Source organism: Lentzea sp. NPDC004782, assembly GCF_040609115.1.
Lineage (GTDB): Bacteria > Actinomycetota > Actinomycetes > Mycobacteriales > Pseudonocardiaceae > Lentzea.
In genome coordinates, this window is record NZ_JBEXJN010000022.1 from 48,353 (window position 1) to 74,454 (window position 26,102).

Annotated in this window: 26 protein-coding genes; 17 read left to right on the forward strand and 9 right to left on the reverse strand. The window is 70.0% G+C overall.

Annotation, left to right across the window (positions count from 1 at the left end):
* Positions 1-108: 108 nt before the first annotated feature.
* Positions 109-1,041, forward strand: a complete 933-nt coding sequence (gene coxB, locus ABZV40_RS21195; RefSeq protein ID WP_355443923.1) for a cytochrome c oxidase subunit II — start codon at positions 109-111, stop codon at positions 1,039-1,041.
* A 13-nt stretch (positions 1,042-1,054) separates the two neighbouring features.
* Positions 1,055-1,471 carry a cytochrome c oxidase subunit 4 gene (locus tag ABZV40_RS21200; RefSeq protein WP_355443926.1) on the forward strand — a complete coding sequence of 139 codons (417 nt, stop codon included), beginning with the start codon at positions 1,055-1,057 and terminating at the stop codon, positions 1,469-1,471.
* Positions 1,472-1,770: 299 nt separating this feature from the next.
* On the opposite strand, the gene ABZV40_RS21205 is transcribed toward ABZV40_RS21200, so the two are convergent.
* The 4 genes from ABZV40_RS21205 to ABZV40_RS21220 all read right to left on the reverse strand — a co-directional run bounded on the left by ABZV40_RS21205 (position 1,771) and on the right by ABZV40_RS21220 (position 4,477).
* The gene (locus tag ABZV40_RS21205) at positions 1,771-2,442 is read right to left on the reverse strand and encodes a lysophospholipid acyltransferase family protein (protein WP_355443927.1); all 672 of its coding nucleotides are present in this window, start codon (positions 2,440-2,442) and stop codon (positions 1,771-1,773) included.
* 143 nt (positions 2,443-2,585) lie between these two features.
* Positions 2,586-3,626, reverse strand: a complete 1,041-nt coding sequence (gene trpD, locus ABZV40_RS21210) for an anthranilate phosphoribosyltransferase (protein WP_355443930.1) — start codon at positions 3,624-3,626, stop codon at positions 2,586-2,588.
* Between the two features lie 7 nt (positions 3,627-3,633).
* The gene (locus ABZV40_RS21215) at positions 3,634-4,044 is read right to left on the reverse strand and encodes a hypothetical protein (RefSeq protein WP_355443933.1); all 411 of its coding nucleotides are present in this window, start codon (positions 4,042-4,044) and stop codon (positions 3,634-3,636) included.
* A gap of 43 nt (positions 4,045-4,087) precedes the next feature.
* Positions 4,088-4,477, reverse strand: coding sequence for a hypothetical protein (locus ABZV40_RS21220; protein WP_355443936.1), 390 nt, complete (start codon positions 4,475-4,477; stop codon positions 4,088-4,090).
* Positions 4,478-4,570: 93 nt separating this feature from the next.
* Here ABZV40_RS21220 and ABZV40_RS21225 point away from each other — a divergent pair, with 93 nt between their 5' ends.
* From ABZV40_RS21225 to ABZV40_RS21240, 4 genes are read left to right on the forward strand one after another with little or no spacing between them, the layout of a single operon-like run.
* Positions 4,571-5,182 carry a heme-copper oxidase subunit III gene (locus tag ABZV40_RS21225; RefSeq protein ID WP_355443939.1) on the forward strand — a complete coding sequence of 204 codons (612 nt, stop codon included), beginning with the start codon at positions 4,571-4,573 and terminating at the stop codon, positions 5,180-5,182.
* Between the two features lie 52 nt (positions 5,183-5,234).
* Positions 5,235-6,047, forward strand: coding sequence for a c-type cytochrome (locus ABZV40_RS21230; protein ID WP_355443942.1), 813 nt, complete (start codon positions 5,235-5,237; stop codon positions 6,045-6,047).
* On the forward strand, positions 6,044-7,168 hold the full coding sequence (locus tag ABZV40_RS21235) for a ubiquinol-cytochrome c reductase iron-sulfur subunit (RefSeq protein WP_355443945.1): 1,125 nt from the start codon (positions 6,044-6,046) through the stop codon (positions 7,166-7,168). Before ABZV40_RS21230 ends, ABZV40_RS21235 begins: the two co-directional genes overlap by 4 nt.
* Positions 7,165-8,829, forward strand: a complete 1,665-nt coding sequence (locus ABZV40_RS21240; protein WP_355443948.1) for a cytochrome bc complex cytochrome b subunit — start codon at positions 7,165-7,167, stop codon at positions 8,827-8,829. Before ABZV40_RS21235 ends, ABZV40_RS21240 begins: the two co-directional genes overlap by 4 nt.
* A gap of 107 nt (positions 8,830-8,936) precedes the next feature.
* Here ABZV40_RS21240 and ABZV40_RS21245 read toward each other — a convergent pair whose 3' ends face one another.
* Positions 8,937-9,224: an Lrp/AsnC ligand binding domain-containing protein gene (locus ABZV40_RS21245; protein ID WP_045309335.1), complete on the reverse strand. Its 288-nt coding sequence runs from the start codon at positions 9,222-9,224 to the stop codon at positions 8,937-8,939.
* A 130-nt stretch (positions 9,225-9,354) separates the two neighbouring features.
* Between ABZV40_RS21245 and ABZV40_RS21250 the strand changes: the two genes are divergently transcribed.
* The gene (locus ABZV40_RS21250) at positions 9,355-10,068 is read left to right on the forward strand and encodes an aquaporin (protein ID WP_355443952.1); all 714 of its coding nucleotides are present in this window, start codon (positions 9,355-9,357) and stop codon (positions 10,066-10,068) included.
* A 4-nt stretch (positions 10,069-10,072) separates the two neighbouring features.
* Here ABZV40_RS21250 and ABZV40_RS21255 read toward each other — a convergent pair whose 3' ends face one another.
* Positions 10,073-11,773 (reverse strand): DEDD exonuclease domain-containing protein, encoded by a 1,701-nt coding sequence (locus ABZV40_RS21255; RefSeq protein ID WP_355443955.1) that lies wholly within the window; start codon positions 11,771-11,773, stop codon positions 10,073-10,075.
* Positions 11,774-11,956: 183 nt separating this feature from the next.
* Between ABZV40_RS21255 and ABZV40_RS21260 the strand changes: the two genes are divergently transcribed.
* Genes ABZV40_RS21260 through ABZV40_RS21275 form a run of 4 tightly spaced genes read left to right on the forward strand, consistent with a single transcriptional unit; the run spans position 11,957 to position 16,281 of the window.
* Positions 11,957-13,300 carry an NYN domain-containing protein gene (locus tag ABZV40_RS21260; RefSeq protein ID WP_355444205.1) on the forward strand — a complete coding sequence of 448 codons (1,344 nt, stop codon included), beginning with the start codon at positions 11,957-11,959 and terminating at the stop codon, positions 13,298-13,300.
* 27 nt (positions 13,301-13,327) lie between these two features.
* Positions 13,328-14,383, forward strand: a complete 1,056-nt coding sequence (locus ABZV40_RS21265; protein ID WP_355443958.1) for an NlpC/P60 family protein — start codon at positions 13,328-13,330, stop codon at positions 14,381-14,383.
* A gap of 10 nt (positions 14,384-14,393) precedes the next feature.
* A complete protein-coding gene (locus ABZV40_RS21270; protein ID WP_355443960.1) occupies positions 14,394-15,161 on the forward strand; it encodes a hypothetical protein in 768 nt (255 codons plus the stop codon).
* Positions 15,162-15,171: 10 nt separating this feature from the next.
* Positions 15,172-16,281, forward strand: coding sequence for a glycosyltransferase family 4 protein (locus ABZV40_RS21275; RefSeq protein ID WP_355443963.1), 1,110 nt, complete (start codon positions 15,172-15,174; stop codon positions 16,279-16,281).
* A 340-nt stretch (positions 16,282-16,621) separates the two neighbouring features.
* Here the strand turns inward: ABZV40_RS21275 and ABZV40_RS21280 are convergent, their stop codons facing one another.
* Positions 16,622-19,480: a BTAD domain-containing putative transcriptional regulator gene (locus tag ABZV40_RS21280; protein ID WP_355443966.1), complete on the reverse strand. Its 2,859-nt coding sequence runs from the start codon at positions 19,478-19,480 to the stop codon at positions 16,622-16,624.
* Positions 19,481-19,725: 245 nt separating this feature from the next.
* The gene (locus tag ABZV40_RS21285; protein ID WP_355443969.1) at positions 19,726-21,522 is read right to left on the reverse strand and encodes a long-chain fatty acid--CoA ligase; all 1,797 of its coding nucleotides are present in this window, start codon (positions 21,520-21,522) and stop codon (positions 19,726-19,728) included.
* 98 nt (positions 21,523-21,620) lie between these two features.
* On the opposite strand from ABZV40_RS21285, the gene ABZV40_RS21290 reads away from it, so the two are divergent.
* Genes ABZV40_RS21290 through ABZV40_RS21315 form a run of 6 tightly spaced genes read left to right on the forward strand, consistent with a single transcriptional unit; the run spans position 21,621 to position 25,855 of the window.
* Complete coding sequence (locus tag ABZV40_RS21290; RefSeq protein ID WP_355443972.1) at positions 21,621-22,001, forward strand: polyketide cyclase / dehydrase and lipid transport; 381 nt, start codon at positions 21,621-21,623, stop codon at positions 21,999-22,001.
* Positions 22,002-22,047: 46 nt separating this feature from the next.
* Positions 22,048-22,836 carry a metallophosphoesterase gene (locus ABZV40_RS21295; RefSeq protein ID WP_355443975.1) on the forward strand — a complete coding sequence of 263 codons (789 nt, stop codon included), beginning with the start codon at positions 22,048-22,050 and terminating at the stop codon, positions 22,834-22,836.
* Positions 22,837-22,859: 23 nt separating this feature from the next.
* Complete coding sequence (locus ABZV40_RS21300) at positions 22,860-23,300, forward strand: SRPBCC family protein (protein ID WP_355443979.1); 441 nt, start codon at positions 22,860-22,862, stop codon at positions 23,298-23,300.
* Complete coding sequence (locus ABZV40_RS21305) at positions 23,297-24,505, forward strand: ArsA family ATPase (RefSeq protein ID WP_355443982.1); 1,209 nt, start codon at positions 23,297-23,299, stop codon at positions 24,503-24,505. The genes ABZV40_RS21300 and ABZV40_RS21305 overlap by 4 nt, the downstream gene beginning before the upstream one ends.
* A 25-nt stretch (positions 24,506-24,530) precedes the next feature.
* Entirely contained in the window at positions 24,531-24,881 is a 351-nt protein-coding gene (locus ABZV40_RS21310) for a hypothetical protein (RefSeq protein ID WP_355443985.1), read from the forward strand.
* Positions 24,881-25,855 carry an ROK family glucokinase gene (locus ABZV40_RS21315; protein ID WP_355443988.1) on the forward strand — a complete coding sequence of 325 codons (975 nt, stop codon included), beginning with the start codon at positions 24,881-24,883 and terminating at the stop codon, positions 25,853-25,855. Before ABZV40_RS21310 ends, ABZV40_RS21315 begins: the two co-directional genes overlap by 1 nt.
* Before the next feature lie 107 nt (positions 25,856-25,962).
* On the opposite strand, the gene ABZV40_RS21320 is transcribed toward ABZV40_RS21315, so the two are convergent.
* Complete coding sequence (locus tag ABZV40_RS21320) at positions 25,963-26,094, reverse strand: hypothetical protein (protein WP_355443991.1); 132 nt, start codon at positions 26,092-26,094, stop codon at positions 25,963-25,965.
* Positions 26,095-26,102 lie beyond the last annotated feature (8 nt).

Below are 26,102 nucleotides of genomic sequence, written 5' to 3' on the forward strand. Positions count from 1 at the left end.
GTGACCGAAACTGCACCGCAAGGGCGGTGCCCCCAAGGGGTGAGCGCGGTTGCGCTGGGCTACGCTCCCGCTTGATCCGTTGGCATGGAACGAGGAGGCGGGCGAGCAGTGGGCCTGAAGGAGGGCACCAGGGCATCCCGGCTGGCGAAGACCGCCGGGCTGGTCGGCCTGGTCGGTATCGGGGCCACCGGTTGCTCCACGGACGAGGTGCTGCGCTTCGGCTGGCCAGTGGCCGTCACGCCGCAGGCCGAGAGGATGCGCGAGCTCTGGACCTGGTCCGTGATCGCCGCGCTCGTCGTCGGCGTCATCGTGTGGGGCCTGATCCTGTGGTCGGTGGTGTTCCACCGCAAGAAGTCGGAGGAGCTGCCGCGTCAGACGGCGTACAACCTGCCGCTGGAGATCGTGCTCATCGTCGTGCCGACGGTGATCGTGGCGGTGTTGTTCTACTTCACCGCCATCACGCAGAACTACGTCACGGACAAGTCGGGCAAGCCCGACGTGAACGTCGACGTGATCGCGTTCCAGTGGAACTGGGAGTTCCAGTACCCGGAGCACAAGACGCAAGAGGGCAACGTCGTCAGCACGGTCGGCACCTCGGGTGAGATCCCGATCCTGGTGCTGCCGGCGCACAAGCGCATCCAGTTCACGCTGCGCTCGACGGACGTCATCCACTCGTTCTTCGTGCCGGAGTTCCACTTCAAGCGGGACGTCTTCCCGATGCCGGAGAAGAACAACCAGGACAACGTCTTCCAGATCGACCAGATCGACCGTCCCGGTGCGTTCGTCGGCCGTTGCGCCGAACTGTGCGGCTCCTACCACGCGGTGATGAACTTCGAGGTCCGCGCCCTGAACGAGGCCGACTTCGACAAGTACATCGAGCTCCGCAAGGAGATCAACTCCAAGACGGGCAAGCCGTACACCACGGCCGAGGCGCTTTCGCAGGTCAACTGCGGTGAGCTGTGCGCGCCGCTGGCCACCACGACCACCCCGTTCAACACCGACCGGAAGGCCCGCGAGGCCTCCGGCGCGGGTCAGAAGTAGGGACAGCCCCGCGATGAAGATCGAAGCTCGCGTATTCGACCTGGTGATGGGTTTCTCGTTCCTGATGGCCGTCGTGTACGGCTTCTGGACGCACGCGGCGACCGGCCACGTCGAGCCCACCGGCACGGTGGCGCTCGCGCTGACCGGTGGCCTGGCCCTCATCAGCGGCACCTACTTCCGGTTCGTCGCCCGTCGCATCGAGGTGCGGCCGGAGGACAACCCCGAGGCCGAGGTCTCCGACGGCGCCGGTGAGCTGGGCTTCTTCAGCCCTGGCTCGTACTGGCCGGTCGGCCTCGCGGCCGCGGCGGCGACCGCCGGTGTCGCGGTGGCGTTCTGGCACGTGTGGCTGCTGGTGATCGCCATCGTCATGGTGCTGATCATGGTCGGCGGCCTGGTGTTCGAGTACCACACCGGCCCCAACCACGACTGATATCCCGTATATCGGATATCGCTCGGCCCTGAGGCCCTCTCCGCAGCGGAGGGGGCCTCAGTCGTTCGCGGCCGTTCGCGGCCGATATCCAACATGTGATGTATCGCATATGGGATATCGCTCCGGCGTCGACGAGCCGACCGACAAGCACGCGATATCCCGTATGCGATATATCAGCCCGCTATCCGGTATCCGATATATCAGTGCCGTGTCCGATATATCGCATGCAAGGCGAAGGGCCCTTCCCGCCGTCATGGCGGAAAGGGCCCTTCGAGGGTCCTCAGAGCGCTGTGGAGGCGCTAGGCGGCGACTGGGGTCTTCTGGTACGCGTCGACGTACTCCTGGCCGCTCAGGTCCAGGATGCGGTAGATGATCTCGTCGGTGACGCTGCGCAGCACCGGCAGCGACTCCTGCATGCCGTCGTAGCGGCTGAAGTCGAGCGGCTCGCCGAAGCGGACCGTCACGGGCACGATCTTCGGGATCTTGCTGCCGACGGGCTGCACCTTGTCCGTGCCGATGATGCCGACCGGCACGACCGGGGCACCGGACTCGAGCGCCATCCGGGCCACGCCGGTGCGGCCGCGGTGCAGCTTGCCGTCGAGCGAACGGGTGCCCTCGGGGTAGATCGCGAACGCCTCACCGCGCGCGAGGATCTCGGCGGCCGTGTCGAGCGCGGCGCGGGCGTCCCGGCCCTTGCCGCGGTGCACCGGCACGTGCCCGAGCGACGAGAAGAACCAGCGCGACAGCGAGCCCTTCACCCCGGTACCGGTGAAGTACTCCGCCTTGGCGAGGAACGACACCCGCCGCGGCACGACCATGGGGATCACGACGCTGTCGATGAAGCTGAGGTGGTTGGCCGCCAGGATGACGGGGCCGTCGGTGGGGATGTTCTCCAGACCGTCGACCACCGGGCGGTAGACAAGACGGGCTGCGCGCGCGACGACATGTTTCATCACCGGGTAGAGGACCATGCCTCAAGCATTCCAGGTGCCGATTGCCGAGGCGTTACCACGTGGTGCGCATCTCCGGCCCGTCACTCGCTCGGACTACGCCGATGCGGCGGCCGTGCGAGAACGGTCACGCGTCCACGACGACGCGTGACCGAAAACGCCGGTCAGCCCTTCAGCGCCGTTGAAAGTTCCACCCAGCGGCTCAGCAGCGAAGCCGCCTTCCCGGAGTCGATCGCGTCCGCCGCGCGGCTCAGCGAGGCCGTCAGGTCGGCGTGCAGGTCGTCGGAGAACCCGCCGTGCGCCGCGATGGCCCCGGCGGCGTTCACGAGCACCGCGTCGCGCACCGAACCCGTCTTGCCGGCCACCAGGTCGCGGACCACCTGGGCGTTGACGGACGCGTCGCCGCCCTTCAGGTCCTCCTCGCGCGCGGGCTTCACGCCGAGCACGGCCGGGTCGATCGTCTCCGTGCGCACGACACCGTCCTGGGCGAGCCAGGCCGAGGTCGTCGTGGTCGTGGTGATCTCGTCGAGGCCGTCGTCGCCCCGCACCACCAGGGCGGTGTTGTTGCGGCGGGCGAAGACCCCGGCGATCAGCGGCGCCGCGGCCGCTCGCGCGCAGCCGATCAGGCCCACGGTCGGCTGGGCCGGGTTCGTCAGCGGGCCGAGCAGGTTGAACGACGTGGGGATACCGATCTCGCGCCGCACCGGGCCCGCGTGCCGGAAGCCGGGGTGGAACACCGGCGCGAAGCAGAAGCCGATGCCCAGCTCCCGCACGGTCTCCTGCACGCCCTCCGGCGGCAGGTCGATCGCCACGCCCAGCGCTTCCAGCACGTCGGCCGTGCCGCACTGGGACGACGCCGCGCGGTTGCCGTGCTTCACCACCGGCACACCCGCGGCGGCCGTGACGATCGCGGCCATCGTCGAAATGTTCACCGAACCGGAGTGATCGCCGCCGGTGCCCACGATGTCCGTCGCCCGCACACCCACGGTGAAGCGGCGCGCGTGGCTGAGCATCATGGTCGCGAGGCCGTCGACCTCCTCCGGCGTCTCGCCCTTGGCGCGCAACGCGACGATGAACGCCGAGATCTGCGCGGGCGTCGCCTCGCCCGACATGACCTGGTCCATGCCCCAGGACGTGTCGTCGGCGGTCAGGTCGACGCCGTCGAGAAGTCTGTTGAGCAGCGAAGGCCAGGTGCGCTCGCTCATCGTCAGCTCAGCCCTTGACGACGGGGACAGCCGAGCCCCGCAGCACCTCGGCCACGGTCTCGGCGGCGGCCAGCGGGTCCAGCGGGTGCACGAGCACCGCGTCGGCCTGCGACCAGGTCGCGAGCCAGCGGTCGTCCTTGCGGCGCACCGCCACGACGATCGGCGGGCAGTTCGTGATCTCGTCCTTGAGCTGGCGCGACAGGCCCATGCCACCGGTCGGCTGCGCCTCGCCGTCGAGGATCAGCAGGTCGACGGTGCCGTTGTCCACCTCGTAGAGGACGTCGGCGATCGCGCCCGCCTCGACGTAGTCGACGCGCGGCAGGTCCGGCGCCGGGCGGCGGCCGACGGCAGTGATGATCGTCTCACGCACCTCGGGGCGGTGGCTGAACACCAGGATCTTCGTGGTCTGCGTGCTCATCTCGCGATCCTCCGCTGCGAACGTGACCAAGGTCGCCGCGATGCTATCGGGCCGGTTGCAGGGCGTCCCACCCCAGGGCTTCCCCGCCGAGCCGTTGCGCGAGCGACGCCATCCGCGACCGCTCCTGGGCGCAGTGCAGAGCGTCCAGCTTCTGCACGCGACTGATATGCGATATATCACCGGCGATGATCACCCAGCCGTCCGGCGCCAGCAGCTCACGCGCACGTTCTACCTGGTCAGACGGGATGCGCAGGTGGTGCCGCAACACGGCGGGCTCGTCCGCTCGCCACTGCGGGGAACGGGCCAGAGCGGCCGAATCCGCCTCCGCGATGTCGAACGCCTCGACGACCACGACGAGCGCCGGGTCGTCGATCGACAGCGACGGCTCGTCCCGTTGGCGCAGCCTGTCGCGCAATCGGCTCAGCAAGCCCATCCGTTGATCTCCTCGCGATCACCGGCTGTGTGACCCAGCCGACCCATGATCCGCCCAGGACCCGATGGGCGGACGGAAATAGCGCAAGCAATAATGCTGCCCGTGACCACGGCAGCGCCTTCAATCGGCCAGCGCGTGCACTCGCTGAACCGCCCGAACATGGTCAGCGTCGGCACGATCGTCTGGCTGTCCAGCGAGCTCATGTTCTTCGCTGGCCTCTTCGCCATGTTCTTCACGGTGAAGGCCCAGAACAGCACGGGGCACTGGCCTCCGCCCCCCACCGAGCTGAACGTCCCCTACGCGTCGTTCTTCACGATCATCCTCGTGGCGTCGTCGTTCACGTGCCAGTGGGGCGTGTTCGCCGCGGAGCGGGGTGATGTCTTCGGTCTGCGTCGCTGGTACATCGTGACGCTGATCATGGGCGCGATCTTCGTCGGCGGCCAGGCTGGCGAGTACTACCACCTCGTCCAGGAGGGCACGACGATCCCGTCGTCGGCCTACGGCACGGTCTTCTACCTGACGACCGGCTTCCACGGCCTGCACGTCATCGGCGGTCTGATCGCCTTCGTCTTCCTGTTGATCCGGACGAAGCTCAGCAAGTTCACGCCGGCGCAGGCCACCGCATCGATCGTCGTGTCGTACTACTGGCACTTCGTCGACGTCGTGTGGATCGGGCTGTTCGCCATCATCTACATCGTGCCCTGACCTGCTCCCCAGCCACGAGCTCCCGAACTGACAGCAAGGGTTGCCGCACACCATGACCACCACTACGAAACGCCCCCGCGGCGCCCGCACGAAGCTGCGTCGCAGGGTCGCCGGCCTGCTCGCGCTGGGCTTCGGCCTGCTGAGCGCCGGCATGCTGTTCGCCGCGTTCGCGCCCACGGCGCAGACCGCGCAGGCGCAGCAGCAGGACGCCCTCGTTCGCCAGGGCGAGCAGATCTACCTGAACACCTGCATGGGCTGCCACGGCAAGTCCCTGGAGGGTGTCAAGGACCGCGGGCCGAGCCTGATCGGCGTCGGCGACGCCGCGGTCTACTTCCAGACTTCCTCCGGCCGCATGCCCATGGCGCGGCAGGAGGCGCAGGCCATCCGCAAGCCCGCGAAGCTCTCCCCCGAGGAGATCAACGCGCTGATGGCCTACATCACCACCAACGGCGGAGAGGGCCCGAAGAAGCCTTCCGAGTCCGGTGAGGCCCTGCGCGGCGACAACCCGGCGCGCGGTGGCGAGCTCTTCCGCCTCAACTGCGCCAGCTGCCACAACTTCACGGGCCGTGGTGGCGCGCTGTCGTCCGGCAAGTTCGCGCCGACGCTCGACGGCGTGACCGAGGACCAGATCTACACGGCGATGCTGACCGGGCCGCAGAACATGCCGAAGTTCGGCGAGCGGCAGCTCACGCCGGAAGAGAAGAAAGACATCATCGCGTACGTCAAGTCGGTCACCGACGGAAACAACAACTCCGGCGGTAACCCCCTGGGCGGGTTCGGACCCGTGTCCGAGGGATTGATCGCGTTCATCGTGGGTATCGCCGCGCTCATCGGCGTGACCCTCTGGATCGGAGCCAAGGCATGAGCGGCGACAAGCCGACCGAGCTGCCCAGCGAGGCAGAGCTCGCGGAGATGAGCCGGGACGACCTCGTCAGGCTCGGCACCAAGCTGGACGGCGTCGAGCTCGTCCACTACGAGGAGAAGTGGCCGGTCTCCGGCACCCGCGCCGAGCGCCGCGCCCAGCGCGTCGTCGCGCTGTGGTTCCTGATCTCCGCGCTGTCGGGTCTCGCGTTCCTCGGCGTGTTCCTGTTCTGGCCGTGGCAGTACGAGGCCCCGCACACCGACGGCCACCTGCTGCACATGCTCTACAACCCGCTGATCGGCCTGTTCCTGGGCCTGTCGGTGGTCGGCCTGGGCGTCGGTGCGCTGCTCTACACCAAGAAGTTCCTCCCCGAGGAGCTCGCGGTGCAGCAGCGTCACGACGGCGCGTCGGCCGAGGTCGACCGCGCCACGCTGGTCGCCGAGCTCGCCGACGCCGGTGAGCGCAGCGGCATCGGCCGCCGCAGCCTGATCAAGCGCACCGCCGGCCTCGGCGCCGGCGTGCTGGGCCTGGGTGTCGCGGCCGTCCCGCTGGGCGCGCTCATCAAGAACCCGCACTCGGACAGCGAGACCAAGGCCTCGCTGTGGCACACCGGCTGGAAGTCCGAGAAGGGCGAGAAGGTCTACCTCCGCCGCCACACCGGCAACTTCCACGAGGTCTCCCTGGTGCGTCCCGAGGACGTCGAGCCGGGCGGCTTCGAGACGGTGTTCCCGTTCCGCGAGTCGGAGCGCGGCAACGAGGAGGCGCTGGTCGCGGCCCTGAAGCGGTCCGACGCGCCGGTCATGCTCATCCGCATGCGCCCGAACCAGGCGATCACCAAGCGCGCCGGTCAGGAAGACTTCAACTACGGCGACCTGTACGCGTACTCGAAGATCTGCACGCACCTGGGCTGCCCGACGTCGCTGTTCGAGCAGCAGACCGGTCTGCTGCTCTGCCCGTGCCACCAGTCGCAGTTCGACGTCTTCGAATACGCCAAGCCGCGATTCGGCCCGGCGACCCGTCCTCTGCCTCAGCTTCCGATCACTGTGGACGAAGACGGATACTTGGTTGCCCGCAGCGACTTCATCGAGGCTGTGGGTCCGGCGTTCTGGGAGCGGAAGTCATGAGTGCCATCACCACGCCGACGAAGCCGGCCAACGCGGCCGCGCGCGTCGCGGGAGCGGCGGCCAACGCTGCCGACGAACGGTTCCACGCGGCCTCCGGCCTGCGCAAACAGCTGAACAAGGTCTTCCCGACGCACTGGTCGTTCCTGCTCGGTGAGATCGCGCTCTACAGCTTCATCGTGCTGCTGCTGTCGGGTACGTACCTGGCGTTGTTCTTCGACCCGTCGATGACCGAGGTCACCTACAACGGCGCGTTCGAGAACCTCCGCGGCATCGAGATGTCGCGCGCGTTCGCCTCGACGCTGAACATCTCGTTCGAGGTCCGGGGTGGCCTGTTCGTCCGCCAGGTGCACCACTGGGCGGCGCTGCTGTTCATGGCCGCGATCGTCGTGCACATGTTCCGGATCTTCTTCACCGGCGCGTTCCGCAAGCCGCGTGAGATCAACTGGGTCATCGGCATCGTGCTGTTCATGCTCGGCGCGATCGAGGGCTTCCTCGGCTACTCGCTGCCCGACGACCTGCTCTCCGGCACCGGCCTGCGCGTCATGGCGGCGCTGCTGATCTCGTTCCCGGTCATCGGCACGTGGCTGAACTGGCTGATGTTCGGCGGGGAGTTCCCCGGTACGAACATCATCCCGATGCTCTACACCGCGCACATCCTGCTGATCCCGGCGATCATCCTCGGCCTGATCGCGGCGCACCTCGCGCTGGTCTGGTACCAGAAGCACACGCAGTTCCCGGGCGTGGGCCGCAAGGAGACCAACGTCGTCGGCGTCCGCATCATGCCGGTGTTCGCAGCCAAGGGCGGTGGCTTCTTCGCCATCGTCGTCGGTGTCATCGCGATCATGGGCGGCGTCTTCCAGATCAACCCGATCTGGAACTTCGGCCCGTACAACCCCGCGCAGGTCTCCGCCGGCTCGCAGCCGGACTGGTACATGGGCTGGACCGACGGCCTGGTCCGCATCTGGCCCGCGTGGGAGTTCTACCTGGGCAACTACACGATCCCGGCGCCGTTCCTGCCGTTCATCCTCGGTCTGCCGCTGCTGACCGGCATCGCGGCGGTCTACCCGTGGATCGAGCGCAGGATGACCAAGGACTACGCGCACCACAACCTGCTGCAGCGCCCGCGTGACGTGCCCGTCCGCACCGCGCTCGGCTGGATGGCGATCACGTACTTCATGGTCCTGCTGCTCATGGGCGGCAACGACATCTTCGCGTACAAGTTCAACATCTCGTTGAACCTGACGACGTGGATGGGCCGCATCGGCATGCTGATCCTGCCGCCGATCGCGTACTTCATCGCCTACCGCGTCTGCATCGGCCTGCAGCGCGGCGACCGCGAGGTGCTCGAGCACGGTGTCGAGACCGGCATCATCAAGCGCCTGCCGCACGGTGAGTTCATCGAGATCCACCAGCCGCTCGGCCCGGTGGACGACCACGGCCACCCGATCCCGCTCGCCTACCAGGGCGCGTCGGTGCCGAAGAAGATGAACAAGCTCGGCTCGGCCGGTCACCCGGTCGCCGGCAGCACCTGGTCGCCGGACCCGGTCGAGGAGACCGTGGCCCTGGAGAACGCGCGCAAGAAGGCGCACGTCTCCGAGGAGATCAGCGCCGAGGACAAGGCGGGCGAGCTCGCGGGCAAGCCGGCCGACCCGAAGGCCTGACCTGTTCTGAAACTGTGAAAAGCCCCCGTGAACCTTCACGGGGGCTTTTCGTTACGTCAGTTGCGCCGAATGATTGGGGCGCTGCGCCGTTCGTGGCGTGGCTGTGACTACTGGGCGTCATCCAGGCCGATGGCGAAGGCCGCCTCGTCGTCTCGCTTCGAGTAGCTGCGGAACGCGATGTGCGTGTCGGTGTTCAGCACGCCCGCGACCTTGCTGATCTTGCCGGGCACCAGGGCGGCCAGATCCTCGTGCTTGCTCACCCGCACGAGCGCGATCAGGTCCACGTCACCTGCGCAGGAGTACACCTCGGTGACTCCGTCGATGTCGGCGATCTCCTGCGCCGCCTCGGGAATGCGTTCGGCGGCGGCCTGGATCAGCACGATGGCGGTGACCACGCTGTCCTCCTCTGGGTCTCAGCACGGGTAACTAAAGCACTCGTAGTCTGCCCTACCGGCTTATCGCTGACGTGAGGACGTCGCTGCGACCGTGGGTCCCTCATTCCCCCCTTTTTGTCGAGGTGAACCCGTGTTCGCACGCAAGCTGATTGCCGAGGTGGCCGGAACGACCATCCTCTGCCTGTTCGGAATCTCCGCCGCGGTGTCCGTCGTCGCCGCAGGCAACGAACCCTCCGGCCTCCTCATCGTCGCGCTGGCCCACGGCCTCGCGTTGATGGTCGGTATCTACGCGTTCGGCGCCATCTCCGGCGCGCACTTCAACCCGACCGTCACCGTCTCCCTCGCCGTGTCCGGCCGCCTCCCGTGGCGCGAGGTGCCGGGTTACGTCGGCGCGCAACTGCTCGGCGGTGTCCTGGCGGCTTCGCTCGCCCACGTCGTGCACGGCGCCAAAGCCGTCGAGGCGGGCCTGGGCGCGACCGCGTTCGGTTCCGGTGTCAGCGTGACCCAGGCCGTCGTGGCCGAGGCGCTGGGCGCGTTCATCCTCGTGAGCGCCGTGTTCGCACTCGCCGTGAACCCGAACGCCCCGCGCGGCTTCCACGGCGTCGGCATCGGCCTGGCCCTCGCCACCCAGATCCTCGCCTTCGGCCCCGTCGCGGGCGCCTCGGTGAACCTCGCCCGCACGTTCGGCCCCGACGTCGTGCTCACCTTCACGGGCGGCGACCCGGCCTGGAGCCAGCTGCCGGTGTACCTGGTCGCCCCGGTGTTCGGCGGCGTCCTGGCAGCCGGCCTCCACGCCTTGGTGACATCCACGTCCCGCCGCACGGAAGCGATGAGCGCCCGCTGATCGCTCAGCTCCAGCGGTCCTGCAGGGGACGGGCGCCGGCGGCTTGCTCGGCCCACGGCAGCCAGGCCGCGGCGGCGCCGGCGGGGGACGACCAGGGCTCGTCCGCGTACACGAGGCGGGTGCCCGGTTGGTCGAGCCAGCGGAGCACCACGCCGGTTTCCTCCGGCGGCGCGCCGCGCAGGGGACCGGCCGTCGGCACGACCGTTTCCGCGGCCGCGACGAGGGCGTCGACCACCGGCATCGGACGGGTGCCGCGGCGCGCGACTCCGGCCGAGGCGAGCCGGCCGTAGCGGACGACCGAGAACTCCCAGCCGCCCTCGCGGTCCGGCCGGGCGGCCACGAGCTGGGGCAGGGCGGCGAGGGCGGCCAGGCGTTGGGCGCGGTCCAGCGAGCGGACGAGGCCGGCCAGGCGGTCGCGGCGCCGGGCCGCCTCCTCGAAGCGTTCGGCCGACGCCAGGCCGCTCAGCTGAGCGATGAGCGTGCGTAACGGGTCGGCGCTCCGGCCGACGACGAGGTCTCGCACCGCCACGACGGCGGGGGAGTACTCCTCCACGGTCTGGCGCCCCGCGCACGGAGCTTGGCAGCGGCCCAGCTCGGCCAGCGCGCACGGGGAGGCGCGTTGGTTCGTCGCCGGGATCTTGATGGTGCAGGAGCGCAGCGGGACGGCGTCGAGCAGGGCGTCGGCCACCGACTCGGCCGCCTGGCGCGTGCGGAACGGGCCCAAGGCGCCGTCGCGCGGGCTCCTGACCAGCGACAGTCGTGGGAACGGTTCATCGGTCAGGACCAGCCACCACGCGTGATGCGGGTTCTTGGACCTGCGGTTGTAGGCGGGGCGGTGCGCGCGCAACAGCCGCAGCTCGCGCACCTCGGCCTCCAGCGGGTGTGCGCATTCGACGGCGTCCACGCGCACGGCGAGGGCCACCATCTCGCGCAGCCTGCGTCTGCCCTCGCTGGCCGTGAAGTACTGCCGGACGCGGCGGCGCAGGTCCGAGGCCGTGCCGACGTAGAGCACCTCTTCCTTGGGGCCGCGGAAGAGGTACACGCCCGGTTTGGACGGCAGGTGCGCGGCCAGGGAGCGCTTGCGGCGCTGTTCCGGTGTCACCTCCGGCAGGTACGCCAGCAGTTCTTCGAGGGAGTGCACGCCGACGTTGCCGACGCGTTCCAGCAACGCGTGCAGCACCTCGACGGTCGTGCGGGCGTCGGCCAGCGCGCGGTGCGTCGGTCTGGTCGCGGTGTGGAAGAGGTCGGCCAGCGCGGACAGGCGGCACGACGGTGCCTCGTCGCGGCTCAGCACGCGCCTCGCCAGCTTCACCGTGCACACCACCGGCGGTTTCGGCCAGCGGTAGCCGTGGCGTTCGCAGGCCGCCTTGAGAAAGCTGATGTCGAAACCGGAGTTGTGCGCCACCAGCACCGCTCCGGCCGCGAACTCGAGAAACGCCGGTAGCACCGTCTGCAGCGTCGGCGCGCCGGTGACCATCAGCTGCGTGATGCCGGTCAGCTGCGCCACCTGCACGGGGATGCCGCGTTCCGGATCGACGAGCGTCGCGAACTCGCCGAGCACCTCACCGCCGCGCACCTTCACCGCGCCGATCTCGGTGACGGCGTCCTCCTCGGCACTTCCACCCGTCGTCTCCAGGTCGAAGACGACGAACGTCGTGTCGCGCAGGGGCGTGCCGAGCTCGTCGAAGGACAGTTGACCGGTCACGGCGTGGACGTTAGCGACGGGGTCTGACAATTTTCGGCGTCGATCACCGGCAGGGCGTTGACCTGCGGTTGCTCCGTTGGAGTGGTGATTCGGTGATCTTTTCCAGATCGTTGTTCCACAGGGCGGACACGTCCGTGCTCCGCTCAAGTGCGGGGGCTCTAGCCTGTTGGGGTGCCAGACCCGATGCCCGAGCCCGAGCTCGACCAGCCTGCCGAGGAGGCGGGCGAGTCCACAGACGACTCCACTGTGGACTGGTCGGCCCTGCCGGAGCCGTTGCGGGTGAGGCTGGCGGAGCTCGGTGCCGACGCGCTGGGCGAGATGGCGAAGGTCGACGTGCCGCAGCACCTGCGCCCGGTGGCGAAGTTCGCTCCCACCAAACGCGCCCGGCTGGGCGGTGCGCAGGTCGTCGCGGGTCTGCGCGACTCGGCGAACTTCCGCACCGCCGTCGTGGAGTGGCTGCGCAAGAACCGGCCGTCGACGCTGGAGGTGACCTCGCCGGACCCGGTCACCGCGGCCGCGGCGGCGGTGCTGACCGGTGACGAGGTCGCGCTGCACTACGTGGAACTGGTGTCGCGCCGGGTCGGTGATGCGACGTTGCGGGCCGAGCGGGACGCCGCGGTGGCGCGGGCGGAACGGCTGGAGAGCGAGCTGGAGCGGCTGAAGGTCGAACGCAGTCAGCTCGACGGTGCCGCCGAACGCGTCCGCGCCGACGCCGAGATCGAGCTGGAACGCCTGCGCAAGCGGTTGCGCGAACAGGGCGTGAAGCTGCGCGAGGCCAAGGACGCCGCCGAGGCCGCCGCCGCCGAGGTCGACAAGATCCGGGAACGCACGGCCGACGAGGTCAAGCGCCTCACCGCCGAGCGCGACCGGGAACGGGAACGCGCGGAGACCGAGCGCGGGAAGGCGCAGCGGGCGATCGCGGACGCCGAGGTGGCCCGTCAGTCGGCGCGCGAGGCCCGGCAGGCGGACGAGGTGCGGCTCGCACTGCTCGTGGACACGCTCGACGGTGCCGTGACGGGGTTGCGCCGCGAGCTGGCGCTGGGCGGCACCGGGCCGCGTCCCGCCGACCTCGTGCGGGGCGCGAGTGCGTCGCAGGGAGCCGTTGGCCGCGTGGAGGATCCCGCGGCGCTGGACCGGCTGCTGGCGTTGCCCGCGGTGCACCTGGTGGTGGACGGCTACAACGTCACGAAGACCGGTTATCCGGAACTGTCGTTGTCCGATCAGCGTGATCGGCTCGTGCACCAGCTGGCCGTGCTGGCGGCGCGCACTGGTGCTGAAGTGACGTTGGTGTTCGACGGCGCCGGGGTGGTGGCCGTGCCCGCGGCGGCGCCACGGGGCGTGCGTGTGCTTTTCAGCGACCCCGGTGTTCTGGCCGATGACGTGATCCGTGCGCTGGTCACCGCAGAGCCCGAGGGACGTCCTGTGGTGGTGGTGACGTCGGACCGCGCGGTCGCCGACTCGGTGCGCCGACGTGGTGCGCATCCGGTGCCGTCCGCTGTGTTGCTGGCCCGTCTCGGCCGCGTTTGATCACCCGGTAGCCTGACGCCGTCGATCTTGAGGGTCGATCTTGACGGTCTTGTTCTCGCGAAGGGGATCGGCGACGTGATGTCGCGCAAGCTGACCCGCGGTGTTCTGGTTACCGCCCTGTTCTTCTCGGTTCTTCCGGCCGTGTCGTTCGCCGCGCAGCCGGCTGATCCGGCGCGCGCGTACGCCGATCTGACAGCGCAGGCGACGAAGCTCAACGAGGAAGTCCTGCGCGCGCAGGAGGACCTCGTCCTGCGGCGGGCCGAGCTGGAACGCGCCACCGCGGACGCGGCGGCGGCGCAGCAGATCGAGCGCCAGGCGAAGTCCGACGAGGACGACTTCCGCGGCCAGGTCGACCTGATCACCCAGGCGTCGTTCGAGGGCGCGCGGTTCAACCAGCTGTCGGCGCTGCTCGTGGCCGACTCGCAGCAGGACTTCCTGAACCGCCTGGAGATGATGCGGGTGCTGGCCTCCGACAAGGCCGACTCGCTGGCCAGGCTGTCCGGCGCGGTGGAGAAGGCGCGTCAGGCGCACCAGGCGGCGGAGAACGCGCGGTCCCGTGCCGCGGAGGCCACCTCGGCGGCCGAGCGGTTGAAGAGCGACCTCGACGAGCGCAGTCGTGCGCTGCAGGTGCAGATCGGTGAGGTGCGGTCGGCGCTGACGCGACTGCCTGCGCCGGTCGTGAACCGGCTGCGGGATCCGGGAGACCGGTCGCGGATCAGCGTGCCCGCGGGGACGGCCGGCATCGCGCTGGAGTTCGCACTCGCGCATCGCGGCGACGACTACCAGTACGGCGCGGCCGGGCCCGACCGGTGGGACTGCGCCGGTCTGACGATGAAGGCCTACGCGGCCGCCGGCTACGCGATTCCCCGCACCTCGGGCGGACAGGCTGCCGTCGGGCGCGCGGTGTCGCGTGCCGACGTCCGTGCGGGCGACCTGATCATCTACTACTCGAGCCGGTCGCACGTCGCGATGGCGGTCGACAATGCGAGGGCCGTGCACGCCTCCACAGAGGGACAGCCCGTGAAGATCGCGCCGATCGACGCCATCGGGCCCATCGCGGTGATTCGGCGCATCGAGGGCTAGCGTTGCGCCGGTGAAGCACCTCAGGACGTTGCTGGCCGTCACGGTCGCCCTGACGTTCCTGCTGGGCCTCAGCGTTGCAATGCGGCCCGTTGAGTTGCCACCGACGGAAACATCCCATTGCAAAGAGGCTGTGCTGACGGTGGCGTCGGGCACGGTGACCAGCAGTTCTTGTGACGGCGAGCTGGCTGGGCGGGTGTCTGGGCTCGTGGACGAGTCGGTGACAGGTGTAGCCGATATATTGGATATTGGCTGGGCTCGCCGGGTCGATGTCGTCATTCCGGCGACGGACTCCGAACTGGTGTCGTTGGTCGGTCCCGCGTTCGCGGACATGGCCGGGATCGCGATCCGTGACGGTTCCGGGCAGCGCGTGGTGCTCAATCGGACGCGTGCGGCGGCGTTGACTCCGTTGGAGCTGCGCGTGCTGCTGCGGCACGAGATCACGCACGTGGCGACGCGCGACCTGACTTCCGACTCGGCGCCGCTGTGGCTGGTGGAGGGGTTCGCGGACTGGGTGGCGTTCCACGGGCTGGGGTTGTCGCTCCGTCAGGCCGCGCCGTTGCTGAGGTCCGACGTCTCGGCACTGCCGTCCGACTTCAGCGGTGCCGGACGTGATCTGTCCTACCAGCAGGCGTACTCGATCATGGTCTACCTGGAGTCGCGGCTGGGGGAGCGGGGCGTCGTCGACTTCTTCCTGCAGCACGCGTCCATGTCCGCTGTGGACGCGCGTGCGGTGGACATCGCGGGCTGGCGCGAGTTCCTGCGGTCGAGCATCGGATAGCGTTGGTGCCGTGCGCCGAACCTTGCTGGTGACCAACGACTTCCCGCCCCGCCCCGGTGGCATCCAGTCCTACCTGCACGCTTTGGCCACACGGCTGCCCGCCGACTCGCTCGTCGTGTACGCGCCGAAGTGGAAGGGCGCGGCCGTGTTCGACGCCGCGCAGCCGTTCCCCGTGGTGCGGCATCCCACCTCACTGATGCTGCCGACGCCCGGTGTCCTCCGGCGCGCTCGCGACATCGCCCGCGCCGAGTCGTGCGAGGCCGCGTGGTTCGGTGCGGCGGCCCCGCTGGCGTTGCTCGCGCCGTCGCTGGGGTTGAGCCGCGCGGTGGCGTGCACGCACGGACACGAGGTCGGCTGGTCGATGCTACCGGTGGCGCGGCAGGCGCTGCGGGCCATCGGGTCCGGTGTGGACGTCGTGACCTACGTCAGCCGCTACACCCGCTCGCGGTTCGCCGCGGCCTTCGGGCCGATGGCCGCTCTGGAACACCTTCCGTCCGGTGTGGACACCGACCTCTACCGCCCGGACCCGGCCGCACGCGCCGAGATGCGCCGCCGGTACGGGCTGGGCGACCGGCCGGTCATCGTGTGCGTGTCGCGCCTGGTGCCGCGCAAGGGACAGGACGTGCTGATCCGCGCGTTGCCGCTGATCCAGCGCAAGGTGCCGGACGCGGCGTTGCTGATCGTCGGCGGCGGGCCGTACCGGGGGACGCTGGAGAAGATGGCCGCCGATGCGAAGCCCGGCGACGTCGTGCTGACCGGCTCGGTGCCGTGGGAGGAACTGCCCGCGCACTACAACGCCGGCGACGTCTTCGCGATGCCGTGCCGCACTCGTGGCCGCGGCCTCGACGTCGAGGGGCTCGGCATCGTCTACCTGGAGGCCTCGGCGACCGGACTGCCCGTGATCGCCGGGCGGTCCGGTGGTGCGCCGGAGACGGTGCGCGACGGCATCACCGGCAACGTCGTCGACGGCCTTGACGTCGAGAACGTCGCCGAGCGGGTCGCCGCACTGCTCGCCGATCCCGAGATGGCGGCCAAGATGGGCCGCGCCGGTCGGGAATGGGTGAGCGACCACTGGCGGTGGGACCAGCTCGCGCACCGCCTCGAAGGCCTCATCGGCTGACGATATCCAATACGTCATATCCGATATATCACTCTGCACCAAGCGTGGGGTGGTGGTACCGATATCCAGCATGCGATATGCGATATATCAGTTGTGCGTCTGTCGAACCGCGGCTGCTGCCTGCAGGCCGTGTGCCGGTCGACCGTGGTGATATCCGATATATCGGTCATCGCTCACTGGATGTCGCCGGTGACGGATCGGAGTCGGCCGAGCCTCCGATATACGATGTACCGGATACCGGGACGCGTCGACGATTGTGCTGAGCTGCGGATATGACAACGTTGTCATCAGAACCTGGTATATGACATATCGGTAGCCAATATATTGGATATTGGTGGGATCAGATGAGTTCGCGGGCGCGGGTTTCCAAAGCGCGCAGACCCAGTTCGGCGCTGCGGCGGGCGGCTTGGTCAGCTGCGGACCGGGCGTCGGAATGCCGGTCGAGGTCGTGCAACACCACGGCCAGGCCGATCAACGCGCGGACCTCGCCGGAGGCGTAGCCGATTCGGCGGGCCGTCGCGAGGGCCTGGTCGAAGAGGTCGGCCGCGGCGGCGAAGTCGGTCAGCGCGCGGTGGATCTCGCCGAGTGTGATCCGCACGGAGGTCGCCACCTGCGGGTCGCCGCCGTCGGCGACCTGTGAGAGGGCGCGCGAGGCCAAGGACAACGCGGCCTCGGCGTCGCCGGAGGCGAGTTCCACCGCGGCGAGGTTCTCCAGGGCTTCGGCGTCGCCGGCGGGGACGTTGCCGATTTCCAGGGCGCGTTCGAGATGGGCGCGGGCCTCGGCGAACCGTCCCTGCAGGCGCAGCGCCATGCCGAGGTAGGTGTGGCTGTCGGCGTTGGGGGCGAGTGCCAGTGCCTGGGAGAAGTGGTCGACGGCGTCGTCGATCTCGCCCAGCTCCACCGCGAGCTGGCCGAGGTTGTACAGGCCGGTGCTGACGCTGTCGGCCGAGCGCAGCATCTCCAGGCAGCGGACCAGGGCCTCCTTCGCCTCGGTCAGCTGGCCGGAGCGGCGGTGGACGAGGCTGAGGTTGTTCAGCACGCTCGCCTCGGCGTCCTTGTCGCCCAGGGCGCGGTAGAGCTCGATGGCGTGGTTGTGGTGTTCCACCGACAGCGCGTACTCGCCCAGCCGCAGGTAGAGGGTGCCGAGGTTGGCGTGCATCGCGGCCTCTGCCGGGCGGTGTGCGGACGCTTGGGCGGCCTGCAGGCCGTGGCGGGCCGTCGCGAGCCACTCGCCGACGTGCTGACCGATCCACAGGTAGCCGCGCAGCGCGTCGGCCAGCTGCCACGCCATCGGGGCCGGGCCGTGCTCCGCGGCGTGCCGGATGGCGGCGATCAGGTTCGGGCGTTCCGCGTCGAGCCACGCCAGCGCCTCCGCCGAGTTCGTGATCCGGGGTGCCGGGCCAGAGGCGGACGACGGCAGCCGCACGATGCCGGGGTAGAGCAGCTCGGCGCAGCGTTCGACGCCGCGCAGGTAGTGGTTCAGCAGCGCGGTCCAGGCCAGCTGCTGTTCGGACGGGCTGTCCGACTCCTCGCGCAAGGTCGCCGCGTAGCGCAGCAGCTCGTCGTGGAACCGGTAGCGGCCCGGCACCACCGGCACCACGAGGTTCGCGATCGCCAGCACCGTCAGCAGGCCCTCGGCGTCCACGTCGGCCAGCGCGGAGGCCGCCTCGGGCGTGAAGTCCGGTCCCGGCACGAGCGAGAGCAGCCGGAACAACCGCTGCGGCGCGGGAGGCAGGGCCGCGTAGGCGAGTTCGATCGGCGAGCCCGAGATCGTCACGTCGTCGCGTCCGGCCAGGTAGGCCGCCGCCACCCGCAACGCCAGCGGCAGGTGCCCGCACCGGTCGGCCAGCTCCGCGTGATCACCCGGCCCCAGCAGCTCGGACAGCAGCAGCGCGGACTCGGCGGGGGAGAACACGTTCACCGGCACGGTCCGCGCGCCGTTCATGGCGATCAGGCCGCGCAGGTCGTCCCGCGACGTCACGATCACCCGGCACGACGCCGTCCCCGGCAGCAACGGCCGCACCTGGTCCGGCGCGGACGCGTTGTCCAGCACCAGCAGCATCCGGCGGCCCGACAGCAGCGAGCGCAGCATCGTGCTCTGCTCGTCGGCGTCCGGCGGGATCTCGTCCGGCGGCACCCCGAGCGCCCGCAGGAACCGCGACAGCACGTCCATTCCGTCCGCGGGCGGCCCCAGCGAGTACCCGCGCAGGTCGACGTACAGCTGCCCGTCCGGGAACCGGTCGCGCAGCAGGTGCGCCACGTGCACGGCCAAGGTCGTCTTGCCCACACCGGGCGGCCCCGCCAGCGTCACGATCGGCACCGAACCGGTGATCAGCCCGGAGATCCGCTCGACGTGCGAGGCACGCCCGACGAAGTCGGCGATGTCGTCCGGCAGCCGCATCGGCGACGCCGGCGCCCGTTCCGGCTCCCGCGCGACGACCGGCGCGGCCAGCGACGGCTCCCCCACCAGGATCGCCTGGTGCAGCGACCGGAGCTCGGCGGACGGGTCGATGCCCAGCTGCTCGTCCAGCGTCCGGTCGAGCTGCCGGAACGCCTCCAGCGCCTCCGCCTGCCGGCTGCTCCGGTACAGCGCGAGCATCAGCTGCCCCCAGAACCGCTCGCGCAACGGGTGGTCCCGCGTCAGCGCGAACAGCTCCGGCACCAGGTCCGCGTGGTTGCCCAGCGCGAGCTCGACGTCGATCCGCTGTTCGTGCACCGTCATCAGCAGCTCGGTCAGCCGCGGCGCGTGCTCCGCGTACAGCGTCTCCGAAGGCACGTCGGACAGCACCGGGCCGCGCCACAGCTCCAACGCCTCGGCAAACGCTTTCCGCGCCGTGACCAGGTCGTCTGCCCCGGCAGCCGCCCGTCCGCGAGCAGCCGCGTCCACGAACCGGTGCACGTCCACGGCCAGCGGGTCGACCCGCATCCGGTACCCGTCGGCAGCGGTCTGGATCAGCGACGGGTCACCCAGCGCCGCCCGCAGCCGCATCACGTACGTCTGCAGCGTTCCACGCGTGCGCGCGGGCGGTGTGTCCCCCCACACACGTTCGACCAGTTCCGTCACGGGCACGACGCGGTTCGGCCGCAGCAGCAACGCCGCGAGCAACGCCCGGTGCTTGCCCGCCCGCAGCACCACGGAGGAGTCGCCCAGGCGCACTTCCAACGGGCCGAGCAGCCGGAACTGCGGACCCGAAGCCATTACCCACCCCTCGCGAGCGCCGGACGACCCCCGTCTGCCGGACAGCCTATTCGCGCGCTGTCGCCGAGTGACATCGGCGCGTCAGCGATACGTCAGCGCCATACGGCAATCTTCTTCATGTCCCGGTCGGGGGGCCGGGGCAACAAACTTCTCGGGTTCCGCGGAGATCCGCGGATCACGATCGCTGGGGGTCGAAAGGCCCAGGAGCTCACTCTGGAGCTCCTGGGCCTTTCGCGCATTGGACCCTACTTCGCGTAGATGGCGTCGATGTCCGACGCGTACGTCGTCGCCACGACAGAGCGCTTCAGCTTCAGCGACGGCGTCATCTCGCCGCCCGCCTCGGTGAAGTCCACCGGCAGCACGCGGAACTTGCGGATCGCCTCCGCCTTCGACACCGACTTGTTCGCCTCGTCCACCACGGCCTGGATCTCGGCCAGCAGCTCCGGGTCCTCGATCAGGTCCGCGACCTCGGCCGAGGCGGGCTTGCCGTGCGACTCCTTCCACGACGGGAAGAACTCGGGGTCGATCGTGATCAGCGCGCCGATGAACGGCTGCTTGTCGCCGACGACCATGCACTGCGACACCAGGGGGTGCGCCCGGATGCGGTCCTCGAGCTGAGCGGGGGAGACGTTCTTGCCGCCGGCGGTGACGATGATCTCCTTCTTGCGGCCCGTGATCTTCAGGAAGCCCTCGCTGTCGAGCTCGCCGATGTCACCGGTGTGGAACCAGCCGTCCTCCAGCGCCTCCTTGGTGGCGGCCTCGTTGTTCCAGTAGCCGGTGAAGACGATGTCGCCCTTGATGAGGATCTCGCCGTCGTCGGCGATGCGGATCGACGTGCCGGGCACCGGCAGGCCGACCGTGCCGACCTTCTCCTGGCCGCGGAACGTCACGCACGCCGCCGCCGACGTCTCGGTGAGGCCGTAGCCCTCGTACACCGGGATGCCCGCGCCGCGGAAGAAGTGCGACAGCCGGTCGCCCAGCGGAGCGCCACCGGACACCGCCGCGATCGCGCGGCCGCCCAGGGCACCGCGCAGCTTCGCGAACACCAGCTTGTCGAACACCGCGTGCTTGAGCCGCAGCACCAGGCCGGGACCGCCGTTGTCGAGCGCGGACGAGTACTCGACGGCGGTCGCCTCGGCCGCGTCGAAGATCTTGCCCTTGCCGCCGGCGTGCGCTTTCTGCTTGGCGCCGTTGTAGACCTTCTCGAACACGCGCGGCACCGCGACGACGAACGTCGGCCGGAACTGGCCGAGGTCCGCGACGAGGTTCTTCACGTCGCCGGTGTGGCCCAGCGTCGCGCGCGAGTACACGCACGCCAGCGCCAGAGCGCGCGCCAGGATGTGGGCCAGCGGCAGGAACTCCAGCAGCGAGTTGCCCGCGGTGAGGATCTCCGGGAACCGCGTCAGCGCCGAGCGCACCTCGGACAGCAGGTTGCGGTGCGTCAGCGTGCAGCCCTTGGGGCGGCCCGTGGTGCCGGACGTGTAGACGAGCGTCGCCGTCTCGTCCGCCTTCACCTGCTTGCGGCGCTCGTGCACCTGGTCGTCGGCGATCTCGGCACCCAGCGCGGTGAGCTCGTCGACCGCGGCGGCCGAGCCCTCGATCTGCCACACGTGGCGCAGCTCGGGCAGCTTGCCGACGACCTCGTCGACGGCCGCGCGGTGCGTGGGCGTCTCGACGAACACCGCCTTCGCGCCGGAGTCGGACAGGATCCACTCGATCTGGTCCGCCGACGACGTCTCGTAGATCGGCACGGTGATGGCGCCGGCCGCCCAGATGGCGAAGTCGAGCAGCTGCCACTCGTAACGGGTCTTGGAGACCAGGCCGACGCGGTCGCCGTGCTCGATGCCCGCGGCGATCAGGCCCTTGGCGACCGCCATGACCTGTGCGGCGAAATCACGCGCCGTGATGTCGACCCAGGTGCCGTCGACCTGGCGGCGGAAGCTGACGGCGTTGCCGAAGCGCTCCGCGTTGGCCCACACCATGTCGGTGAGGTTCTCCTCCGGAGCCACTGCGGCCGTGGCGGGGACGCTGAACTCGCGCACGTCAACCTCCGTACGGTGATTTGTTACTGGTGGGGAAACTTAGCGTGTGATTCCAGCGATACAAAGGTCGGGACGCCCTTCCGTTACCTTTTGACCCCATGGCCAGTGTGGACGTCGTCGACGAGACATTCCTCGCGGTACCACCCAGCGTGGTCGCCGCCGCCTTCGCCGCGCCGTCGTCGTGGCGGGCGTTCTGGCCGGACCTCGAACTCGACGTCTACGCCGACCGCGGCGACGAGGGACTGCGCTGGACCGTCGGCGGCGCGCTCGTCGGCACGATGGAGGTCTGGCTCGAGCCGATGCTCGACGGCACCCTGTTGCACTACTTCCTCCGCGCTGATCCACCCGCCGGCTCGTTCACTCCGCGCGCCGCGCTTCGTGAGGTGCAACGCCGTCAGCTCGCCGCGAAGTCCGTTGCCCTGGGCCTCAAGCTGACTCTGGAGGACGGTCGTCCCGCCGGCTGCCCGCCGCACGGGTGATCTTGCTTGACGTGCGTCTCGCTCCCGGTGAACTAGGTTGAGAGCCGTGCGGGTTCACGTGGTTTCGGATGTGCACGGCAACGCGGAGGCGCTCGCGCGCGCCGGTGACGGGGCGGACGCGCTCGTCGTGCTCGGCGACCTCATCGACTTCGTCGACTACCACGACCATTCGAAGGGCATCCTCGGGCGCGTTTTCGGGCCCGAGAAGGTGGGGATCTTCGCCGAGTTGAGACGCGGCACCAAACGCGCGGACACCGCGGGCTACATCCGGTCTCTCTGGGACGGTCTCGCCGATGCCCGCTCGGTGGTGGAAGAGGCGGTGCTGGAGCAGTACCACGCGCTGTTCGCCGCGATGTCCGCGCCGACGTACGCGACACCGGGCAATGTGGACAGTCCGCAGCTGTGGCCCCAGTTCGCCCGCGACGGCGTGCACGTCCTCGACGGCGACGCGGTGGAGATCGGCGGGCTGAAGTTCGGGTTCGCGGGCGGTGGGCTGATGGTGCCCGGACTCGTGCGCAACCCCAACGCGCCGTGGCACCCGTACCTCCGAACGGAGGAGGACATGGCGGCCGCGCTCACGCGGATGGGCCCGGTCGACGTCCTGTGCACGCACATCCCGCCCGCTGTCCCGGATCTGACCTACGACGTCGTGGCGCGCCGTCCCGAATGGGGATCGCGGCCCGCGCTGGAGAAGATCGTGCGGGAACGTCCGCGCTGGTCCGTGTTCGGCCACGTGCACCAGCCGTTGGCCCGGCGCGTGCGGATCGGCTACACCGAGTGCGTCAACGTCGGGCACTTCCAGCGCAGCGGCAAGCCTCACGTCCTCAATTGGTAAAGACGCGAGTAACCTCCTCACACATGGCCGACGAGTCCACTCAGTCCATCGTCATCGACGCACCGCCTGAGAAGATCATGGCGATCATCGCGGACTTCCCGTCGTACCCGGACTGGGCGAACGGGATGAAAGAAGTGGAGGTCCTCGACGCGCGCGAGGACGGCCGCGCCGAGCAGGTCCGGTTCGCGATCGACCAGGGTCCCGTCAAGGACGAGTACGTCCTGAAGTACGACTGGGCCGCCGACGGTCTCTCGGTGCAGTGGGACCTCGTCAAGGGCACCATGCAGAAGTCGCAGCACGGCAGCTACGTGCTCGAGCCGTCCGGTACCGGGACCAAGGTCACCTACACGCTGTCGGTGCAGCTGGTGATCCCGATGATCGGGCTGTTCCGCCGCAAGGCCGAGAAGCTGATCCTCGACACCGCGCTCAAGGAGCTCAAGAAGCGCGCGGAGAAGGCGGCTTGAGCCGGGTCCTGCTCTTCACCGGCAAGGGCGGGGTCGGCAAGACGACGCTGGCCGCGGCGACGGCGGCCTCGCTGGCGGCGAACGGCCGCAAGGCGCTCGTGGTGTCGACCGATCCCGCGCACTCGCTGGGCGACGCCCTCGACGTCCGTCTGGGCGCCACACCGTCCGAAGTAGACACAGCGGACGGCCTTTTCGCGTGCCAGATCGACCCTCGCGGTCTCGTCGACGAGGCCTGGGGCGAGCTGCGCGGCCACCTGCGGACCGTGCTGGCGGGCGCCGGCGTCGACGAGCTCGACGCCGAGGAGCTGACCGTGCTGCCGGGCGTCGAGGACCTCCTCGCGCTGGCGGAGGTGCGGCGGCTGGCGTCCAGCGGCCCGTGGGAGGTCGTGGTCGTCGACTGCGGGCCGACGGCGGAGACGTTGCGGCTGCTGTCGTTGCCCGAGGCGTTCGCGGGCTACCTGGAGCGGCTGTTCCCGACGCACCGGCGGGTGGTGCGCGGGCTGCTGGCCGGGGTCGCGGGGACCGGGACCGTCGAGAAGTGGGACGCGACGGCGGACGCGTTGAGCCGGCTCGCGGAGCGGCTGGACTCCTTGCGGACGATGCTGTCGGACCCGTCGTCGTGCTCGGTGCGGCTGGTGCTGACGCCGGAACGGGTGGTCGCCGCCGAGACGCGGCGCACGCTGACCGCGTTGGCGCTGCAGGGAATCCGCGTCGACAGCGTGATCGCGAACCGGCTGGTGCCCTCGCCCGGTTCCGCGCGCGGTGCGGCCGCCACGTGGCTGCGCACGCGCCGGCACGAGCAGGACGCCGTGCTGGCCGAGCTGACCGGGATCGGGGACATCCGCACGGTCGACCACCGTGCTTCCGAGCCCGTCGGCGTGCCGGCGTTGCTGGAGGTCGCCGCGCAGCTCTACGGCTCCGAGGACCCGTTGCCCGGTGCTGCCGTTGCGGAGTCGTTGCTGGAGGTGTCGGGCAGCGGACGTGGTCTCGACGCCCGATACTCGCTGCGGATCGCGTTGCCGCTGTCCGACGACACGGAACTGGATCTCGCGCGCGTGGGCGACGACCTCGCGTTGACCATCGACGGCCGGCGTCGGCTCGTGGCGCTGCCATCGTTGCTGAAGCGCTGCATCGTGACCGGTGCGGAGATGGACTCGGGTGGCGTGACCGTGGGGTTCCGCCCGGACCCGTCGCTGTGGCGCTGAGTGCGGCGCTGATCAGGAGTTTGGGATGACCCAGGACAACACCGGCAAGCTCGCCGAGGAGCTGCGGCTGCTCATCGATGCGGCCGCCGAGCGCATGCAGCCGTGGCTGCAGCGGGTGGCGGAGGCGGGCGACGGCTCGCACACGCCCGAGACGTGCGGCTGGTGCCCTCTGTGCAACGGCGTGGCGCTGCTGCGCGGCGACCGCTCCGAGCTCGCCGCGAAGGCCGCCGAACACGCCGCGGGCCTGGTGGCGGTGCTGCGCGCGGCCCTGCGCGAGCCCGGTGCCCCGCCCACGCCTCCACCGCCGTCAGGTGCTGAACCGGCTGAACCTGGTCAGCGGGTGCAGCACATCAAGGTCGTCAGGAAGACCGACTAGTGCTCACCGTCGGAGTGGACATCGGTGGCACCAGCGTGCGCGCGGGTGTCGTGGACGCGCGCGGCTCGGTGCTGGACACCTCACGCGCCCCAACGCCCGCCGGCGAGCGGGCTCTCGAAGACGCGATCGTCGCCGCCGTGGAGGAGGTGGCGGACCGGCACGCGGTGAACGCCGTCGGTCTGGCCGTGGCGGGCTTCATCGCCTCCGACCGCCGCACGGTCCGTTTCGCGCCGCACCTGGCGTGGCGACAGGCCGACGTGGCGGACCGCATGAGCGACCGCCTGGGCATGCCGGTCGTCCTGGAACACGACGCGAACGCCGCCGCCCTGGCCGAGCATCGGTTCGGTGCTGCTCGTGGCGCACACACGGCCGTGTTGGTGGCCATCGGCACCGGCATCGGCGCGGCACTGCTGCTCGACGGCGAGGTCTTCCGGGGCGCCCACGGCGTGGCTCCCGAACTGGGTCACCTGCGCGTCGTCCCCGACGGCCGTCCGTGCCCGTGCGGCAAGAACGGCTGCTGGGAGCGCTACTGCAGCGGCACGGCCCTGTCGGCCACCGCGGTCGAGCTCCTGGCCAAGCACCCCGGCGTCTCCACCGTCCTGGCCCGTGAGGCCGCTGGCGACTCCCGTGCCGTGACCGGCCGCCGTGTCGCCGGCGCCGCCCGTGACGGCGACCCGCTGGCCAAGCGCGCGATGTCGGACCTGGCCCGCTGGCTCGGCGAGGGCCTCGCCCTGGTGGCGGACGTCTACGACCCCGAGGTGATCGTCATCGGGGGAGGCGTGTCGGAGTCCGCACCGCTGTTCCTCGACGACGCCCGCGAGCGCTACGCCTCCGTGGTCACCGGCGCGGGTCACCGTCCGCTGGCCCGGATCCGCACGGCGCAGCTGGGCGACGACGCCGGCATCGTGGGCGCCGCGACCCTGGCGCGGGAGATGACCGCGTCCATGGCGAAGAACAGCTCACGCCGCTCCTGACTCGCGGCGTCGGCCAGATACCCCGGCTGGATCACCGATCCGAACGTTCGTCTGAAATCTCCGGGACGGCACTGTCCGGAGCTGAGCTGCCGGGCGGAACGCCCGGGCTAGCGGCCGAGGAGGCGCAGGATGCGCGGGCGGCGGCGCTTGGCGCGCTCGGCGTCCTTCTTGCTCAGGGTCGCCAGGGCGCGGGCCATCATCAGGTGCTGCATCTGGTCCATGCCGGACACGGTAGGCATGCCCGAAT